13 protein-coding genes and 2 pseudogenes are annotated in these 16,943 nt (G+C 74.0%); 7 read left to right on the plus strand and 8 right to left on the minus strand.

The features are described from left to right. Window positions 1-43 precede the first annotated feature (43 nt). Window positions 44-490 (plus strand): anthrone oxygenase family protein, encoded by a 447-nt coding sequence (locus ACFWEE_RS26265; protein WP_386892681.1) that lies wholly within the window; start codon window positions 44-46, stop codon window positions 488-490. Window positions 491-556: 66 nt separating this feature from the next. On the opposite strand, the pseudogene ACFWEE_RS26270 reads toward ACFWEE_RS26265, so the two are convergent. Next, window positions 557-652: pseudogene (locus ACFWEE_RS26270) on the minus strand (hypothetical protein); the annotation flags it as partial. Here ACFWEE_RS26270 and ACFWEE_RS26275 point away from each other — a divergent pair. After that, window positions 633-875: pseudogene (locus tag ACFWEE_RS26275) on the plus strand (DUF4267 domain-containing protein); the annotation flags it as partial. The pseudogenes ACFWEE_RS26270 and ACFWEE_RS26275 sit on opposite strands and share 20 nt — an antisense overlap. A 466-nt stretch (window positions 876-1,341) precedes the next feature. On the opposite strand, the gene ACFWEE_RS26280 reads toward ACFWEE_RS26275, so the two are convergent. Further along, complete coding sequence (locus ACFWEE_RS26280; protein WP_386892682.1) at window positions 1,342-5,172, minus strand: type VII secretion system-associated protein; 3,831 nt, start codon at window positions 5,170-5,172, stop codon at window positions 1,342-1,344. Then, complete coding sequence (locus tag ACFWEE_RS26285; RefSeq protein WP_386892684.1) at window positions 5,169-5,630, minus strand: hypothetical protein; 462 nt, start codon at window positions 5,628-5,630, stop codon at window positions 5,169-5,171. The genes ACFWEE_RS26280 and ACFWEE_RS26285 overlap by 4 nt, the downstream gene beginning before the upstream one ends. Before the next feature lie 376 nt (window positions 5,631-6,006). Here ACFWEE_RS26285 and ACFWEE_RS26290 point away from each other — a divergent pair, with 376 nt between their 5' ends. Further along, window positions 6,007-7,398, plus strand: a complete 1,392-nt coding sequence (locus tag ACFWEE_RS26290; protein WP_386892686.1) for a DUF692 domain-containing protein — start codon at window positions 6,007-6,009, stop codon at window positions 7,396-7,398. A gap of 2 nt (window positions 7,399-7,400) precedes the next feature. Continuing rightward, entirely contained in the window at window positions 7,401-8,525 is a 1,125-nt protein-coding gene (locus ACFWEE_RS26295; protein WP_386892707.1) for a TIGR04222 domain-containing membrane protein, read from the plus strand. Window positions 8,526-8,602: 77 nt separating this feature from the next. Here ACFWEE_RS26295 and ACFWEE_RS26300 read toward each other — a convergent pair whose 3' ends face one another. Beyond that, window positions 8,603-9,124 carry an ATP-binding protein gene (locus ACFWEE_RS26300; protein ID WP_386892688.1) on the minus strand — a complete coding sequence of 174 codons (522 nt, stop codon included), beginning with the start codon at window positions 9,122-9,124 and terminating at the stop codon, window positions 8,603-8,605. Window positions 9,125-9,244: 120 nt separating this feature from the next. On the opposite strand from ACFWEE_RS26300, the gene ACFWEE_RS26305 reads away from it, so the two are divergent. After that, a complete protein-coding gene (locus ACFWEE_RS26305; protein ID WP_386892690.1) occupies window positions 9,245-10,045 on the plus strand; it encodes a TIGR04222 domain-containing membrane protein in 801 nt (266 codons plus the stop codon). A gap of 170 nt (window positions 10,046-10,215) precedes the next feature. Further along, the gene (locus tag ACFWEE_RS26310) at window positions 10,216-11,883 is read left to right on the plus strand and encodes an alpha/beta fold hydrolase (RefSeq protein WP_386892692.1); all 1,668 of its coding nucleotides are present in this window, start codon (window positions 10,216-10,218) and stop codon (window positions 11,881-11,883) included. A 57-nt stretch (window positions 11,884-11,940) separates the two neighbouring features. On the opposite strand, the gene ACFWEE_RS26315 is transcribed toward ACFWEE_RS26310, so the two are convergent. From ACFWEE_RS26315 to hemG, 4 genes are all read right to left on the minus strand, one after another. Then, on the minus strand, window positions 11,941-12,909 hold the full coding sequence (locus ACFWEE_RS26315) for a PfkB family carbohydrate kinase (RefSeq protein WP_386892694.1): 969 nt from the start codon (window positions 12,907-12,909) through the stop codon (window positions 11,941-11,943). Window positions 12,910-13,263: 354 nt separating this feature from the next. Next, window positions 13,264-13,977 carry a hydrogen peroxide-dependent heme synthase gene (gene hemQ / locus ACFWEE_RS26320; protein ID WP_327178727.1) on the minus strand — a complete coding sequence of 238 codons (714 nt, stop codon included), beginning with the start codon at window positions 13,975-13,977 and terminating at the stop codon, window positions 13,264-13,266. A gap of 4 nt (window positions 13,978-13,981) precedes the next feature. Next, complete coding sequence (locus ACFWEE_RS26325) at window positions 13,982-14,149, minus strand: hypothetical protein (RefSeq protein WP_386892696.1); 168 nt, start codon at window positions 14,147-14,149, stop codon at window positions 13,982-13,984. Further along, entirely contained in the window at window positions 14,146-15,576 is a 1,431-nt protein-coding gene (hemG, locus tag ACFWEE_RS26330) for a protoporphyrinogen oxidase (RefSeq protein WP_386892697.1), read from the minus strand. Before hemG ends, ACFWEE_RS26325 begins: the two co-directional genes overlap by 4 nt. A 126-nt stretch (window positions 15,577-15,702) precedes the next feature. On the opposite strand from hemG, the gene ACFWEE_RS26335 reads away from it, so the two are divergent. Continuing rightward, window positions 15,703-16,725 carry a DUF4349 domain-containing protein gene (locus tag ACFWEE_RS26335; RefSeq protein ID WP_386892699.1) on the plus strand — a complete coding sequence of 341 codons (1,023 nt, stop codon included), beginning with the start codon at window positions 15,703-15,705 and terminating at the stop codon, window positions 16,723-16,725. Window positions 16,726-16,943 lie beyond the last annotated feature (218 nt).

A 16,943-nucleotide genomic window follows, 5' to 3' on the forward strand; every position in this document is an offset into this window, starting at 1 on the left:
TCGCTTCATCATCTAGCAACGCTAGATCCCAGGAGGGGTCATCATGCTCAACGCACTCGAGGTGTTCACCACCGTGATCGTCGGCCTGATGGTGGGGGTGGAGTTCTCCGTCGCTTTCGTCATGAACCGGATCTTCAACGCCCTCCCCGAGGACAGTGGCCAGCTGGCCCGCGCCCACGGGGGCCGGATGCTCGGCGCCCTCATGCCGTTCTGGTACATCGGCTCGCTCGTCCTCAGCGCAGTCTGGGCCATCGCCGGCTGGGACCGCCCAGGCGCCGGACTCGTCGTCATCGCCGCCGCACTGCTGATCGTGAGCGTGGTCATGTCGCTCCTGCTGCTCGTCCCGATCAACAACCGGAGCAAGACGTGGACCCCCGAAAACCGACCCGCGGACTGGAAGGAGCAGATGAACCGCTGGGACCGCTACCACTACGTCCGCGTCGCCGTCATCGTCGCCGCGTTCGCCTTCCTGGTCACCGCCCTCGCCTGAGCTCGGGAGAAGAAGTACCAGAGCCATGACGACGTCGCGGGTTCCCTTGACGATCAGGAAGCCACCGCCGTCGCCGGACGGCCAACTCGGCAGGCCGAAGCCCGGCGCCACCGTCTCCGGGCGCAGGATGAACTCCGAACCGCTGGGCGTCCTGCTGGTCACAGGTCACCGCCGGGCGCTGGGCTGGGCGATGCTGGTGGAGGCCCTCGCCGCGTACGGGGACATGGCCAACGTGCTGGCCCATCACGGCTCCGCGGCTGCCGCGCTCGGCATCCACGGACCTACCGCGACACTGATGGTGGTCAACGGTCTGCTGATAATGCGCGAGACCCGCAAGGTCGCGACTGCTCCGGCAACGTGCGCCCCGCAGCCCTCCCATAGCTAGTTCGGAAGGGTGGGGCACGGGTGAGTTTCCGGTTCACCTCCGCTCGTGCGGAGAGCACGTGTCCGGCTGATGCGGCGCGGACGTCCTCACCGGTTCACCTCCGCTCGCGCGGAGAGCACGAAGGTGTGGTCCGTGCTGTCTGCTGCCATGCCGGTTCACCTCCGCTCGCGCGGAGAGCACCCTTCGCGACCTGCGCCTATCTGACGGCTTTGCAGTTTCTTTGCCGAGCTTCGTCGCCCATATCTCTCGCCTGCCTTGTCGTCGCGCAGCGAGTGTACGACTCACTCCTCACACAGCGGGCCGGTTGGACCATTGGGGGCAGTTGTCGGTGTGAGGGTGTTGTCTCCGTGCGGGCCATACCGGCCCGTACCCCGCACCCCGAACGCCTGACGCCTGACGCCTGAGCATCCTGATCCGCACCGGCACACCGGCACACCGCCGCACCGGAAAGGGCCCGGCCGCGAACTCAAGCGTCGTCCCCCCGCAGCGCGGCATTCAGAAGCCGGATCTGTGCGGGGTCTCCTGGGTTGATCAGGATGTCCAGGTCCGCGGGGACGATGCCGGGCAGCTCGCTGCCCTGTACCGATACCCAGCGAATCCCGTGCAGCCTTCGTTTGTGGACCTCCGCGGTGACGATGGCCACGCATGCCACTCCGTCCGGTGACGGCCCTACCACCAGGCGGTCGGGCTCCTCGACCGCGAGGTCCACCACGGTGTTCCGGAGTGTCGACACGAGCTGATCGCCGATTCGGTCTCCTCGGCCGGACGCGGCCAGGCACAGCAGTTCGTGCAGCGGGTCGGTGGGCGTTGACGGGGCGTCCGGTACGTAGTGGGGATTCGGCTGGAACGGCCCGGGTCGCCCCTCCTCGTCGAGCTGCCAGCCGCCGACCATCGCCTCCACGGGCAGGGGGTCCGTCCGCGTGCGGGGATTCCAGTTCGGCTCGGGAAGCAGGAGCCAGCCGTCCTGCCGGACCGCTCTCGCCATCGGATCTTCCGCGTGCGCCCGGTCTTCTTCGTCGTGGACCGGGTGGTCGGTGCCGGGCCCTTGTGCACGGCGGATCTCGGCGACGAGGCCGTTGACCGCGGCGAGGCTGGAGCGGTGCTCGGCGGGGTCGTCGGCGGGGAAGCGGGTGAGGAGGGCGGCGGATTCCTCCGCGGCGGGCAGAGCCTCGGCCGGCCGGAGCCGATGCAGGTTCCGGGCGACGAGGTAGAGGGCGGCTGCGACGCTCCGGTGGTGGGACGGGCTTTCGCGGGTCAGCGTGCGCCAGAGGGCGGCGGCCTCTCGCGCTGCGGTGGCCGCTTCCTCCGCTTCCTCCGCTCGGCCGGTGTCCGTCAGCTTGTCCGCGAGGCGGCGCAGGGCGAGGGCGAGTTGGTCGCGGTGTTCGGCGGAATCGTCCCGGGCGACGCACCGCCGCCAGCTTCCGGTCGATTCCCGGCCGACGTCCACGGCCTCCTGCCGCCGTCCCAGCTGCCACAGCGCCTCGGACAGGATCTTCGCCGTGACCGCCAGGCCGAGTTCGAACGCGGCGGGGTCGTCGCGCGCGAGACGCCGGTAGGCGTCGGCCACCTGGTGCAGCACGCGCACGGCCTGGGGCCGGGCCATGCGCTGGTAAGGGTCGCCGTCCTCGCCCGGATCGAGGCCGGCGAGGACGGCGGTCACGAACACGAGCGAGCTGCCCAAGCACGTACTGAGGCTGCCGGTTCCCTCGGCCCACAGTTCCCGGGCCGCCTCGCCCAGGGAGGCCAGGGCTTCGTCCCACCGGCCCGTCCTCGCCAGCAGGACGCTCGCCTCGGCGAGGACACCGTGGACGTCGGACCGTCCGACGAGGTCGTCCGTCGTGTACGGGATCTCGTCCGAGGTTCTGAGGAGGTGGATGATGTCGCGATGCACGGCGAGCACGTCCTCCGGGCGTGCGGAGGCGTCGAGCATGCCGAGGAGGCTGAACAGGGCTCTCAGCAGCGCGGGCGCGCGGCCCGATGTGTTGCCGTGCGCGAGTCGGCTCAGCGCTTCCACGGCCATGCCGCGCCCTGCCGTCGCGCCGGTGGCACGTTCCTGCACCCACACGAAGCCGAGGGCGTGGGCCATGACCTGGGACCAGGGGTCTTCGCCCTGGTCTGCTCGTGGTTGCCGGCCGCTGAGGTGCGCGGCCTCGCTGAGCGCGTCGATGGCTTCCCCGGCCCGCCCCAGTTTCAGCAGGACCGCTCCTTGGGTGGAGAGCGTGAAGACCAGGTGCTCCAGCTGCGTCTCCGGGTCGTCGTGGGCCATCCGGCGGGCGAGGGCGACCGCCTCGTCGGCCAGGTCCCGTGCTTGTTCGGGGCGTGCTCCGGTCAGGGTCACGGCAGAGGTCGCCAGCACGTAGGGCAGTTGGTGGGCCCATGCGTCGGGCCTCTCGTCCGCCAGGTGGCGGACCATGTCGATCGCCTCCAGCGCCGTGGTCATCGCCAGGTCGGACGGTCCCAGCCGCGGCATGAGGAAGGGGGCCACGGACACCGCCACGACCAGGCGTTCCTGGTACTCGGCGGGGTTCTCCGCCGCCAGTCGGCGGAAGGTCCCGATGGCGTCGCGGAACGCTGCCGCTGCCTGGTCGAGCTGTGCCGTGTCGGCCGCGAGGTGTTCGTGGGGCTCCCGCGCCCAGGGTTCCAGGCTCGCGAACACCAGCGCCATGGCCAGTTCGAACGACGACTCGGCGAAGTCGGCTTCGAACGTCTGTGGGTTCGAGGCGGCGAGCTCGCGGTACAACCGCACGGCCTCCGCGATGGCGGGGACCGCCTTCTCGGCGCGGTTCGCCTGGTCGAGGCGCTGGCCCAGCGCGCGGTGGATCCGGGCTCGTTCGGCGGTGGTCCCGGCTTCCGACAGGCGGTGCGGGGCGAGGCGTTCGGCGAGGTCGGCCGCAGCCGCCGCGAGGTCGTCGCGGGCGCTGATCTCCTCGGGCAGGCGCGCGTCGAGCGCTTCCAGCGTGGCGAGGACGTGGGGCCAGCGATGGCTGGCGGCGGTGAGGAAGGTGAGGGTCCGGGGGGCGTAGGGCGGCAGGCCGCCGTCGGGGTCGTCACCGTGTTCGGAACCACTGGACTCGGCCACCGGCAGCAGGAGTTCGGGGACGCCCGCGGCCCAGGGGTCGGCGGTGTGGTCGGGGAGGTGGTGGCCGGGGAGGGAGAGCGCCAGGAAGTCCTCGGCGAGGCGGTCGGGGTAGAGAGGTTCGAGGACGGTGCCGGGGGCGCCGGGTGGGTAGCAGTACGCGTGATCGGTGAGCAGGCGGTCCGCGTCGGCGTCGAGCCCGGCGGTCGTGAGCGCCTTCTTCGCGTCCCGGTAGGCGAGCGGTCCGGTGAGCGCCGCGACGAAGACGGCGCGGGAGATCTCCGTTGTGGTGGTGCCGAGCGCCCCGGACTCCCGCAGCGTGTGCCAGTGGCGGCGTTCCCGGTCCAGCAGGTAGGCGGTCAGGCCCGCCATGTCCGGCGCATGGGCGCTGGTTGCGGCATGGGCGTGGCGGTCCACGGCCACGAGTGCGGCCATGTGGACCGCGAGGGTCAGTCCGAAGTCCGGTCCGCTCAGCCTGTCCGGCGGCTCGACGACGTACGCGGGCATCCCGTAGAGGGCGGCGAAGGCATCGCGGGCGGCGAGGAACATGCCGAGGCGCTCGCTGTCGCCGCCCCGGCGGCCGGTGTCGGCCAGGGGCGGCAGGGCGCGTGTCGAGGCATCGGCCTCAAGGTCGACGACGGCCGCGCGGACGGCGGGCCAGGGGTCCCGGCTGCGGGCCAGCAGCAGCACGCGCGCCCGGTCGGTGGCCCGGTGCAGCAGCGTGTTGCTGAGCAGCCACGTCAGGTGGGCCACCGGCCACCGGTCGGCGTAGTCGACGACCAGCAGCACCCCGGCGCCGGTGTCGGTGCGCAGGTCCTGGCTCCCGGGTGGCGGGTGCGCGACACCGGGGCCGCGCGCGGCCGTCGCCACGGTCCAGTCGGCGGTCTCCGACTCCTCCGCGAACTGCGCGGCCAGCCGGCTCTTGCCCTGGCCGCCCGGCGCGTGCAGCCACTGGACCGCCAGCCGTGGACCGTGATCGCGCCACCGGCGCAGGTCGGCCAGTTCCTTGTCGCGCCCGCTGAAGCCGACGGCCGCGAACTTCGAATTCAGCGTGCGGCTGGGCAGTTCCAGCAGCCAGGACGGGTCCGGCCGGGCCGCGGGGCGCCATCGCTGAAGGACGTACAGCGGCAGGCCGTCGCCGAATACGTGGATGTCCGCACCGATGCAGCCGTAGGCGAAGCCGTTGACCGCCTGGACGGTCTGCTGCCGGCCGGAGTTCACCGCCCGTCCCCGGCGGGCGGCGTGTCCCGGTCGCTGTGCAGGATGACCTTGCTGCCGGGCCCCTGCGCCCCGGCGGCGAGCCCGCCGTCGCGCGCATCGATGTGCTGGACCCACTGCGGCTGCACCGGCGGAAGCTGCTGTCGGACCGCTTCGACCAGCGCCCGCAACTCGGCCTCCACGACGGGATGGTCGCGCATCAGGTCCTCAAGGTCCTCCTGCCAGCGGACGATCTGCCTCTGTCGCACCTCGTCCGAGTCCGGAGCGTCCGCGATCCGCGCGGCGCTGCGCTCCAGCCGCGCCTCGACACCGGCGACGGACTCCGGCCCCGACTCGGCGCCGTCGGCCCGCTGGAAGATCCTCGCGACCCTGGCCCTCGTGGCCTGCCAGGCGCTGGTCGCCATCGCCGCGACGATCGTCGTCGCCGCCGTCATCGCCAGCGCCGCTTCTGGATCTGGCATCAAGTCCCCCACATGTGGATGGAGTTGCTGTGTGCCGTCTTGGTGACGAGGGTATCGCCCGTACCCGCCGCGGGCCGAGGTGCGGGCGCGGTTCCGCGCGTGGCCGGGACGGACCGCCGGTCGGTCAGGGGGTACCGGATCTCCAGGACATGGCGCTTACGGCTGACGACTGACGACGGCCGGACCATGACGCGAGCCCTGCCACGGCTCAGCGGCCCGCCGTCGTCCCCCGCAACCTCAAATCCTCCTCTGAACGTCCCCCCGTTCGGATTCGCCGCCGCGCGCCGGGGTCATCACCTCTCCACGGGCGGCGCGTCCGAGGGCAGTCACCGGATCGCCCGGAGAGGCCGGATCGCCCGGAGAGGGGGGGAGCGTCATGAGGCTCGGGGTCGGAATCGGCTGGCGTCCGGAGATCGCGGACGCGGTGGAGGCGCTGGAGGGCGTCGAGTGGGTGGAGGCCGTCGCGGAGAACCTCTGCGGTGACCATCTGCCCGCCTCGTTGGTACGGCTCCGGGCGCGGGGCGTCACGGTCGTGCCGCACGGGGTGGCGCTGGGGCTCGGCGGTGCGGAGCGCCCCGATCCGCGGCGGCTGGCGGACCTGGCGGCGCGGGTGGAACTGCTCGGTGCGCCGCTGGTGACGGAGCACGTCGCGTTCGTACGGGCCGGGGGGCCGGTCACCGGCTCGCCCGCGCTGGAGGCGGGCCACCTGCTCCCCGTACCCAGGACCTGGGACGCCCTGGACGTGCTGTGCGAGAACGTACGGATCGCCCAGGACGCGCTGCCGGTGCCGCTGGCGCTGGAGAACATCGCGGCGCTGGTCGACTGGCCGGACGAGGAGCTGACGGAGGGACAGTTCCTCGCCGAACTGGTCGAGCGGACGGGGGTCCGCCTCTTGATCGACGTGGCCAATCTCCACACCAACCACGTCAACCGGGGCGAGGACCCCGCCACCGCGCTGGACGAACTGCCCGTGGAGGCCATCGCGTACGTCCATGTGGCGGGCGGCGTCGAGAAGGACGGCGTCTGGCACGACACGCACGCCCATCCGGTGACGGCCCCGGTGCTGGACGTCCTGTCGGAGCTGCGCTCCCGGGTGGACCCGCCCGGTGTGCTGCTGGAACGCGACGACGACTTCCCGCCCGCCGAGGAGCTGGCCGGCGAACTCGCCATGATCCGAAAGACGTTGGAAGCGGCACGGCGGACGGTCCGTACGAGCGCGCGCGCAGGGACCGCGCCGGTGCGCGTACCCCTGAGGACGGCGGGAGCGCACGCCCCCCTGACCGGGGCGGATGAACACCTTGCCGGAGCACACGACCCCCTGGCCGGAGCACGTGAACGCCTGGCCGGGGCGCAGAGCGGTCTGCTCGCCTCACTGGTGGCCGGTGCGCCCGTCCCCGCCGGTTTCGACGCCCAGCGGCTGGGCGTACAGGGCCGGGCGCTGGCCTCGAAACGGGCGGGCATCGTCGCGAAGGTGGCGCCGGAGCTGCCGGAGATCCTGGGAACCGGGTACCGCGCGGCGTTCCTCCGGTATGCCGAGGGCCGTCCGCCCGCCTCCGGCTACCGCCGTGACGCGCTCGCCTTCGCCGAACACCTGCTGGTCGCGGGCGAGCCGGCCGACCCTGCGGCCCGGCTGCGGCTGACCCACTGGTGGCAGGAGCGCGCGGGGGCCCGGCCGCCCCGGCGCTCCACCCGGTTGATCCGTGCGGCGCGGGCCGCGCTCACCACGTCCACGAGCGCGTTCAGGGCGTCCTCCGGGGGGAACCGATGACCATGAACCTGATCGCCCTGCTGCTGACGCTCGGGATCGTGGTCTCCGGCGTCCTGCTCCTCTCGGCGCGCGCCCGGAGCGGTCCGCGGGGCGCCGCTCTCGGCGCCGCGGTGCACGACGACCACGAGGCGGCCTTCCTCGGCGGCGGTCCGGCGCGTGTCGTGGACACCGCCCTCACCGCCCTGCACACCGACGGGCGCGTCGTGATCGGCGGGCCGGGCATCGTCTCGGTGCTGCGGACGCAGGCGCACGACCCGGTGGAGCGTGCCGTCCTGCACGAGCTGGCGCTCGCTCCGAACGGGGCGCTGCACCTCCTGCGCCCCGCGGTCATGCGCCACCCCGCCGTGCAGGAGATCGGGGACGGGCTGGCGGCCCGGGGCCTGCTGGCTCGGCCCGAGGAGCTTCGCAGGCGGCGCCGCCGGGGTGTCGTCCAGGGCGTGGTCTGTCTCGTGCTCTTCCCCGTCTCGATGATCGCGACCTTCGTCCAGTACGGGACCCTCGACGGCTCCGACGGAATGCCGGTCCCGTTCGTCGTCAAGATGCTGCCCGCGATCCTCTTCGGCGGGGTGACCGGTCTGGTCGCGGCGGTGGGTGCCCGGGCGCGGATCACCAAGGCGGGCCTGGCGGCGGTGGGGGCGTACCGTGCGGCCCGGGCCGCGGGCGGGTCGCCCGCGCAACTGGTGGCCGCGTACGGCACCCGGGCGTCGGCGGACCCGGCGCTGCGGGACCAGTTGACGACCGCCGCGCGGTACCGGTCGCCCGGACAGGGCCGCCGGGGCGGGTACTCCCCGGCGCACCACCACGGGGGCGACACCGCGGGCGTGGCCGGGGCGGCGATGGTGCCCGTGGTGTGGTGCGCGGGTGCGGGCCCGGGCGGCGGGTGCGGATCGGGGTCCGGTTCGGGATCCGGTTCGAGCTGCGGCGCGGGCGGCGGTTCCGGTTGCGGGAGCGGGGGTTTTGGCTGCGGTGGCGGCAGCTCCGGTTGCGGCGGCGGGTCGAGCTGTGGGGGCGGGTCGAGCTGTGGGGGCGGCAGCAGCTCCAGTTGCGGGGGCGGCGGCTCCAGTTGCGGCGGCAGCAGCTCCAGTTGTGGCGGCGGCGGTTCGAGCTGCGGGGGCGGGAGCAGCTGAGCGCGGTCACGTCACGGCCCCTCAGCTCCCGGGCCGGCCCACCCGGCTCCGAACCGCCCGCGGCCCCGGACCGCCCCTCACCTTCCCACGGCCTCCGCGACGCGCCGAGCGGTCTCGTCGGGCGTGAGGTGGGTGGTGTCGACGACCTCGGCCTCGCGGTGCAGCCAGGTGCGGGCCGCCTCGGCGTACGGCTCCAGGTACTTCAGCCGGAACGCGGAGGGGCCCATGTCCGTGTCGCCCTCGATGCGCCCGCGCAGGGTGTCCTGGTCGGCGTGGAGGACGAAGTGGCGTACGAGGATGGCGTGGCGGGCGAGGCCCGCGCTGATCTCGCGCCAGTACTCCTCGACCAGCACGGTCATCGGCATCACCAGGGTGCCGCCGGTGTAGTCGAGCACGTGGCGGGCGGTCTCGACCACGAGCGGGCGCCAGGGCGGCCAGTGCTGGAAGTTGTCGAGCCCGGGCAGTCCGGGCTTGATGTCCATGAGGGTCTCACCGACCTTCTCGGCGTCGAGCACCCGTGAGTCCGGGATCAGCCGCTGGACGAGGGCGCCGGTCGTCGTCTTGCCCGCACCGTGGGTGCCGTTGAGCCATACGATCATCGGCCCACGCTACTGCGGACGGGGAACAGCCACCGCCTGAAATCCACTTCGCCCCCTCATACGTGTCCGTATGGTGAACGACCCGTACCGCCCACGCCCCCGCTCGCATAGAAATCCCCCATGGTCTGGTTGATATGCCTGCTGATCGCATGGGCCGCGGCGGTCCTCTCCTGCCTGCGGCTCTGTCTCGCCGCCGCCAGGGCCGCCCACCCGCTCGCCACCTCCTCCCGGCGGCCGGACACGGCGCCGTACGACCTGAGCCTGTACGAGACGGCCTTCCTGGCCGGCGGTCCGGAGCGGGTCGCCGATCTGGCGCTGGTCTCCATGCACCTGCGGCAGAGTCTGCTGCTGGCCCACACCGGCTGGGCCACGGTGGTGGACCCCCGGGGCCGGGACGAGGTCGAACGCACCGTGATCCGGGCCATCGGGCCCGAGGGCCAGTCGAGGATCGCGCCGGTACGGGCCGCCGCCGCGGCGGCCGAGCCGGTACGCGCGCTGGCCGACCGCCTGGTGGCGGCCGGGCTGGCGATGCCGCACGCGCTGCGCGGCGCGACGGCGGCGGCGCTCGGCGAGGTCAGGCGCGCGGCGGTGCTGATCGTGGTGCTGGCGCTCGCCTCCATGACGCTCCCGGGCCGGTCGCTCTCGCCCGGTGGACCGGCGATCGTCTGGTTCGCGCTGCCGCTGGTACTCGTGGTGGGCTGCCTGCTGATCGTGCGGATCGAGAACCATCCGTACAGCCCGTGGGCCTCCCCCGCCGGGCAGATGCGGCTCGACTCGCTGCGTGTCTCCGGCCCCGGGCGCGGCACTCACCGCCACCTGCTGGCCGCCGTCGCCGTGCGCGGCCTGCGCGCCGTGCAGGACCCGCTGCTCCGGGCCGCGCTGACGGGCCGTAGCACGGGAGGCCCCGGGCACGCGTACTGACACGGGTGCGCCGGTCCGTCACGCGGGACACGACCGGGTGCGCCGGTCCGTCACGCGGGACACGCTCCCGCACGCCGTCCGCCGGTCCTTTACTCCTCCGCCGCGCACGCCCGACGATCTTCTTCCGCCCCGCAGGACGCCTCGCGGGGCCAGGACGAAGGGACCGACCGGTGGGAGCTTTCACGCGGTACGCGACGGCCGGGGCGCTGGTCCTCGCCTCGCTGCCCGTCGCCGCATCCGCCAGGGCCGCATCCGCCACGGCCGCACCCGCGGTCACCGGAGCGGCCCGGGCGGACGTCACGGTGCCCGAGGCTTGGGGCACGCTGATCGCCGCCGGACGGGCGGGGAAACGGGGGATCGCCTTCGGCGACTGCCCGGAGAGCGAAATGCTGCCCGAGTCGCTGCGGTGCGGGACCTTCTCCGTGCCGGTCGACTACGCGCACCCCTTCGGGCCGCGGATCGAACTCGCCGTCAGCCGGCGGGCCGCCACCGGCGACGCGGCCGAGCGCCAGGGCGCGCTGGTCTACGACCCGGGCGGCCCGGGGGCCGCGAGCATCACGTTCCCGCTGGTCGGCGAGTGGTCGGCCTGGCGGAAGACGGCCCGCGCCTACGACCTGGTCGGCTACGCCCCGCGCGGCGTCGCCCCGTCGCCCGCGCTCTCCTGCCGCCGCCCCGAGGAGGCGGCCGGGACGCCCACGGACGCGCCGCAGCAGCCCTCGTACGCGTACAAGCGGGAGCGGATCGTCCTCGCGAGGGCCTACACCGACGGGTGCGTGCGCGCCGCCGGGCCGGCGCTGCGCCACTACTCCTCCCTGGACGGCGCCCGCGACCTGGACGTGCTGCGGGCCGCGTTGGGCGAGCCGCGGCTGACCTTCATGGGCACGGACCAGGGGGCGTACGTCGGGGCGCTGTACGCGACGCTGTTCCCCTCGCACGTCCGCCGGATGGTCTTCGACTCGCCGCTCGACCCTGACGCCCGGCGGGTCGGCTACCGGGCGGGGCTGGCCCGCTCACGAGCCCTGGAGTCACGCTTCGGGGACTTCCTGTCCTGGGTCGCCCGCCACGACGACGTGTACGGCCTGGGGACGACCGCCGACGCGGTGCGCGGCCACTACGACCGCCTGCGGGCCGAGGTGTCGCGGAACCCGGCGGGCGGCACGGTCGGGACCGCCCAGCTCCAGGCTGCCTTCCTGAACGCCGCCTTCTACGACGACTACTGGGCGATGCGCGCGTCGGCCCTGGCCGCGTACGCGCAGGGCGACCCGGAGCCGCTGGTCACGCAGGCGTCCCCCCGGCCGTACACGGCGAAGGGCGACGAGAACGCCGACGCGGTCCGTACGGCGGTGGAGTGCAACGACGGGGTCTGGCCCGCCGACTGGCGTGTCTGGGACCGCGACCACACCCGGGCGGCCCGTCAGGCTCCGTTCGCCGCCTGGGCGGGTGCCTGGGCGAACCTGCCGTGCGCCTCCTGGCCGCGGCCCCGGCAGGACCCGCTCGACGTGCGGACCGGGCGCGGCGCCCTCCCGCCCGTGCTGGTCCTGGCGGCGGAGCGCGACGGGGTGACGCCGTACGCGGGCGCGGTGGAGCTGCGGCGGCGGCTGTACGGCGCGGTGCTGGTCACCGAGCGGGACGCGGGCTCGCACGGCATCGGCGGCGCCGACAACGCGTGCGTCAACACCCATCTGGAGACGTACCTGCTGACGGGCCGGGTGCCCGCGCGGGACGCCGAGTGCGCCCCGCACCGCGAGCCGAACGCGCTCGCGCTGAACCGGGCCGTCCCCCGGGGCACCGGCCCGCAGCACATCCTGCGGGGCGACCCGGCCCCTGCGGGCTCCTGACGGCCCCGCGCGGGGCGGCGGACGACGAACAGCGCGCGGCGAACAGCGCGCGGCGGCTCAGCCGGAGTGCATCTCGGCGGCGTACGGCGGCTGGGCGCCCGCCACCGCGCAGGTGCGGGCGGCCACCGCGGCGGCGAACTGAGTCGCGGCCCGCAGCGCGGGTGCGGTCAGGCCGTCCAGCCGGCCGCCCAGCAGCCCGTCCGCCGCGAGGCGGTGCAGCAGTCCTGCGGTGAAGGCGTCCCCGGCGCCGATCGTGTCGACCACGTCCACCGCGGGCGCGGCCACCCGGACGTCGAGGTCGCGGGTGCGGGCGAGGGCTCCGTCGCCGCCGAGGGTCACCACCGCGAGCCCGGCGCCCGCCGCGAGCAGCCGGTCGGCGGCCTCGTCCGGCCCGGTGCCCGGCATCAGCAGCTCCACGTCGTCGGCGCTGACGCGGACGATGTCGGCCAGGGCGCACCAGTGCGGCAGCCGGGAGCGCAGCCGCTCGACGTCGACCAGGGTGGGGCGCACGTTGGGGTCGACGCAGATGGTGGCGGTGTGCCGGGCGTGTGCGAGGGCGGCTTCGATCGCGGCGGCGCCCGGCGGGAGCGCGAGGGCGAGGCTGCCGGTGTGGACGCAGCCGGCGGGCGGTTCGGCCGCCAGCGCCGCGGTGAGCTCGGCGGGTGTCCACTGCCAGTCCGCGGTGGCCTCGGCGTAGAAGTCGTAGGAGGCGCCGCCGTTCTCGTCGATCCGGGCGAGGGCGAGGGTCGCGGGCCGGGTGCTGGTGACCGAGGGGCGGAGGTCGACGCCGGAGGAGGCGAGCCGTTCGCGCAGCAGGGTGCCGAGCGGGCCCTCGGAGAGGCGGCCGGCGAAGCGGGTGGGGGTGCCGAGCCGGGCGAGCGCGACGGCGGTGTTGGCGGGGCCGCCGCCCGCGTGGACGGTCAGCGGCGTCGATCCGTCGGGTGCGGTCGTCCCGAGGAAGGCGTCGGCGACGGCCTCACCGATGACGGTGACGGGCGGAAGAGGGGCGACGGGAGGAGGCGTCATGACCGGGCCTCGGGCTTTCTTCTGGGGCGGCCCGGGAGGCGGTCGCGCCGCCGCGCCCCGGAACCTCGCGGAGAGATACGGACGCGGGCCCTGGGTCCCGGGGCGTGCGGGGTCACGAGGACCACGCACGCCCCGGAAGGACGCCGGTGCGGCACGCAGGCTGCGAGCCGCACCCGGAGCCGGACCCGGTGTCGCTGGAGCGGCTGTCCGTGACGCTGGACGCGTCCGGACGCCGTCTGATCTTCCGGGTCGGGGGTGGCCGGGAAACGCCGGCATTGCGAGTCGGGCCACCAGGTGTGCGGGTGGTCGGCGGACTTCCGGGAGGGCCCCCGGGAGAACGCCGACCAGAGGACCCTACGCGAGACCCGCGACGAGGTCGGCGACCGCCTTGCGGCGACCGGTGTAGAACGGCACCTCTTCGCGCACGTGCATCCGCGCCTCGGAGGCCCGCAGGTGGCGCATCAGGTCGACGATGCGGTAGAGCTCGTCGGCCTCGAAGGCGAGGAGCCACTCGTAGTCGCCGAGCGAGAACGACGCCACGGTGTTGGCGCGGACGTCGGGGAAGCCGCGGGCCATCTTGCCGTGGTCGGCGAGCATCCGGCGACGGTCCTCGTCGGGCAGCAGGTACCAGTCGTAGCTGCGCACGAACGGGTAGACGCTGACGTAGTCGCGGGGCGTCTCGTCGGCCAGGAAGGCCGGGATGTGCGACTTGTTGAACTCGGCGGGGCGGTGCAGCGCCATGTTCGACCAGACCGGCTCCAGCGCGCGGCCCAGCTTGGTGCGCCGGAAGAGGTTGTACGCCTCCTGGAGCTCGTCCGAGGTCTCGGCGTGCCACCAGATCATCAGGTCGGCGTCGGCGCGCAGACCGGAAAGGTCGTAGGTGCCCCGGACGGTGATGTCCTTGGCGGCGAGCTGGTCGAACAGCTCCTGGACCTCGTCGGCGTAGCCCGCGCGGTCGTCCGGCAGCACGTCGCGCAGCTTGAAGACGGACCACAGGGTGTAGCGGATGACCTCGTTGAGGTCCTTGGCCTTCTTGCCGGCGTTCGGGATCTTCTCAGGCGCACTCATACGGCTATTGTCCCGCCTCGTCTTCCGTGCCCCGAACCAGGGTCGGCGTGGCGATGATCTCCCCCGCGAGCACCCCCGTGAGCACCCCCACGACTTCCCCGGCGGTCTGCCCGGTCGTCTCCCGGGAAGGGGCCGTCGCGGCGGGCGCGGCGAGGGAGACCACGAGGCTCACGGGCGGCGGCCCGTCAGCTCGGCCGCGATCTCGTCGGCGGCGCGCTGCGCGCTCCCGACGCAGGCGGGGATGCCGACGCCGTCGTAGACCGCGCCGCAGACCCGCAGGGCGGGCAGCTTCGCGACCTCGCCCCGGATGCGGTCGACCTTCGCGAGGTGGCCGACCGGGTACTGCGGGAGTCCGCCGATCCACCGGGTGACCGTGGTGCCGACCGGTGCGGCGGTGAGGCCGGTGGCGGCGGCGAGGTCGGTGCGGGAGACCGCGGTGAGTTCGTCGTCCTCGCGGTGCAGGTGGTCCTCGTCGCCGTACCGGCCGACGGAGGTACGGAGCACGAAGAGGCCGGGGTCGGCGTCGGCGACCCACTGCCACTTGTTGCTGGAGAAGGTGGCGGCCTTGATCGTGCGGCCGTCGACCGGGGGCACCAGGAAGCCGGAGCGCCCGCGCAGGGCCTCCACGGCCTCGGCGTCCTCGCGGCGGAACGCCATGGTGATCAGGGCCATCGAGGCGTACTCGACGCCCGCGAGCTCGGTGGAGGCCGCCGGGGACTCGGAGGCCAGCAGGGTGGAGGCGGACCAGGCGGGGGTGGCGAGGACGATGCCGTCGGCGGTGATCACCCGGGTCTCCGTACGGACGTCCCAGCCGGTCCCGGTACGGGAAAGGCCGAGCACCGGGGTCGCGGTGAGGATCTCGCCGCCCTGGGCCCGTACGGTGTCGGCCACCGCGTCGGGGAGGGTGCCGAGGCCGCCGGCGATGCCCTGGAAGACGGGCCCGCCCGCCTGCTGGGCCGCGGCCCGCTCCTGGACCCGGCGCACCCCGTCGAGCAGCGGACCGCCCTGCCGGGCGATGTCGAAGAGCTGCGGCACGGCGGCCCGCAGGGAGATCCGGTAGGCGTCGCCCGCGTACACCCCGCCGAGCAGCGGTTCCACGAGGCGGTCGACGACCTCGCGGCCGAGCCGGTCGGCGACGTACGCGCCGACCGCGACGTCGTCCCCGACGGCGGTCGAGGTCAGCTCGCGTTCCTGGGAGATACGGGCGATGCCCTCGGGCGAGAGCACTTCGCGCAGCGCCTCCGGGTCTCCGGGGACGCCCATCACGTGGCCCTTGGGCATGGGGCGGAGCGCGTCGCGGGTCCAGAGGGAGGCGGCGGCCGTGGCGGGCGGCTGGAGGCGGTCGCCGAGTCCGGCGGCCCGGGCCAGGCCGACAGCTTCGGGCCGCCTGGCGAGCATCGATTCGGCGCCGAGGTCGACCTGGACGCCCGCGACCTCGCCGGTCATGAGCTTGCCGCCGAGCCGTGCCGAGGCCTCCAGGAGGGTGACCCGTACCCCGATGCCGAGCAACCGGTGGGCGGCGGCCAGTCCGGCGATCCCTCCGCCGATGACGACGACGTGCGGCGTGGTCGCGTGCGCGTGCTGTTCAGAACCCTGCATGGGTCCACTCTCTCAAACCCGGAACGAGTCCCGACCGTGACTGGTTCGAAACCGCTTCCGGGAAACCCGGCGAGCGGTCGGCACGTCCAAGGGCACACATCAACTCACCAGCCGGGGGGACCAGTTATGCAGTCCACGCAGAGAACCCAGCGACGACCCAGGCGCCCGCGCCTCCGTACCCGGGGGGCGGGGCTCGCGGCCGGGTCACTGGTCGTCCTGCTCGCGGTGGCCGGGTGCGGCGCGAACGACGGCGGCGGCACGAGCGAGTCCGCCTCCGACAGCAAGGTGGCGGCCGTGCGGGGCGAAGGCGGCGGGGCGGAGGCGGCGGCCGACTCGGGGGCGCCGGACGGCACGCGCCCCGCGGCGGGCGGGAAGGCGGACGGGAAGGCGGCGGACACCGTCACGGCGACCGCCGCCCACGTCATCCGCACCACGGAGATGTCCATCGAGGTGAGGAGCGTCCCGACGGCGGTCGCGGCGGCCCGGTCCGCCGTCAAGGGCAGCGGCGGGCTGGTGGAGAGCGAGGCGACCGAGCGGGTGGACGACGTCCACGACGCCTCGCACCTCGTGCTGCGCGTCCCGGAGAACCGGTACGAGGACGTGCTGAAGCGGCTGACCGGTACGGGCAGGCTGCTGTCGCGCACCTCCGAGGCGAAGGACGTCACCGACCAGGTCGTGGACGTGGAGAGCCGCGTCGCGACCCAGCGGGCGAGCGTCGACCGGGTGCGCGCCCTGATGCAGAAGGCGGAACGGATCAGCGATGTCGTCGCACTGGAAGGGGAGCTGAGCAGCCGTCAGGCGAACCTGGAGTCCCTGCTGGCGCAGCGGGCGAGCCTGGCCGACCGCACCTCGCTGGCGACGATCACCCTGGATCTCTACGAGCCGGACACCTCCGGCGCGGCCGACGACGATCCCGGGTTCTGGGACGCGGTGACCGGAGGGTGGGACGCGTTCGTCACGGCGCTGCGGTGGATCGCGATGGCGATCGGTGCCGCCGCCCCCTTCCTGGCGGCCCTCGCCCTGGTCCTGGCGGTCCGGCGGCTGGTGGTGCGCCGCCGCGTCCCGCAGAGCGCGGCTTCCGCCACCCCCGCTGTCGCGGACGAGCGGGACGAGCGGGAGGAGGAGGCGGGCGCGACACCCGCTCCCTGAGACCGCAGGGGGGGAACGCCGCGAAACGCCGGAGAACGCCGTTAGCGTGGCCGTTCGGCACACTGCGGCGAAGGGACCTGGCATGACGGAGCGACTGGTGGTCATCGGGGGCGGGGCGGGGGGGCGGTGCGCCCCCGCGCCCGCCCCCCCGCGGGAGGGGGCCCCGGCGGTGTGAAAAAAAAAAAAAACACCCCCCCCAAACAAAAAAGAAGAGGGGT

This window comes from Streptomyces sp. NPDC060184 (genome assembly GCF_042728795.1).
Taxonomy (GTDB): domain Bacteria; phylum Actinomycetota; class Actinomycetes; order Streptomycetales; family Streptomycetaceae; genus Streptomyces.

Coding starts and splice junctions, on each gene's coding strand:
- ACFWEE_RS26315 (WP_386892694.1), bottom strand. CDS start 12,909: ATGACGCCTCCTCCCGTCGCCCCTCTTCCGCCCGTCACCGTCATCGGT.
- ACFWEE_RS26335 (WP_386892699.1), top strand. CDS start 15,703: ATGCAGTCCACGCAGAGAACCCAGCGACGACCCAGGCGCCCGCGCCTC.
- ACFWEE_RS26265 (WP_386892681.1), top strand. CDS start 44: ATGCTCAACGCACTCGAGGTGTTCACCACCGTGATCGTCGGCCTGATG.
- ACFWEE_RS26300 (WP_386892688.1), bottom strand. CDS start 9,124: ATGATCGTATGGCTCAACGGCACCCACGGTGCGGGCAAGACGACGACC.
- hemG (WP_386892697.1), bottom strand. CDS start 15,576: ATGCAGGGTTCTGAACAGCACGCGCACGCGACCACGCCGCACGTCGTC.
- ACFWEE_RS26285 (WP_386892684.1), bottom strand. CDS start 5,630: ATGCCAGATCCAGAAGCGGCGCTGGCGATGACGGCGGCGACGACGATC.
- ACFWEE_RS26290 (WP_386892686.1), top strand. CDS start 6,007: ATGAGGCTCGGGGTCGGAATCGGCTGGCGTCCGGAGATCGCGGACGCG.
- ACFWEE_RS26305 (WP_386892690.1), top strand. CDS start 9,245: ATGGTCTGGTTGATATGCCTGCTGATCGCATGGGCCGCGGCGGTCCTC.
- ACFWEE_RS26295 (WP_386892707.1), top strand. CDS start 7,401: ATGAACCTGATCGCCCTGCTGCTGACGCTCGGGATCGTGGTCTCCGGC.
- hemQ (WP_327178727.1), bottom strand. CDS start 13,977: ATGAGTGCGCCTGAGAAGATCCCGAACGCCGGCAAGAAGGCCAAGGAC.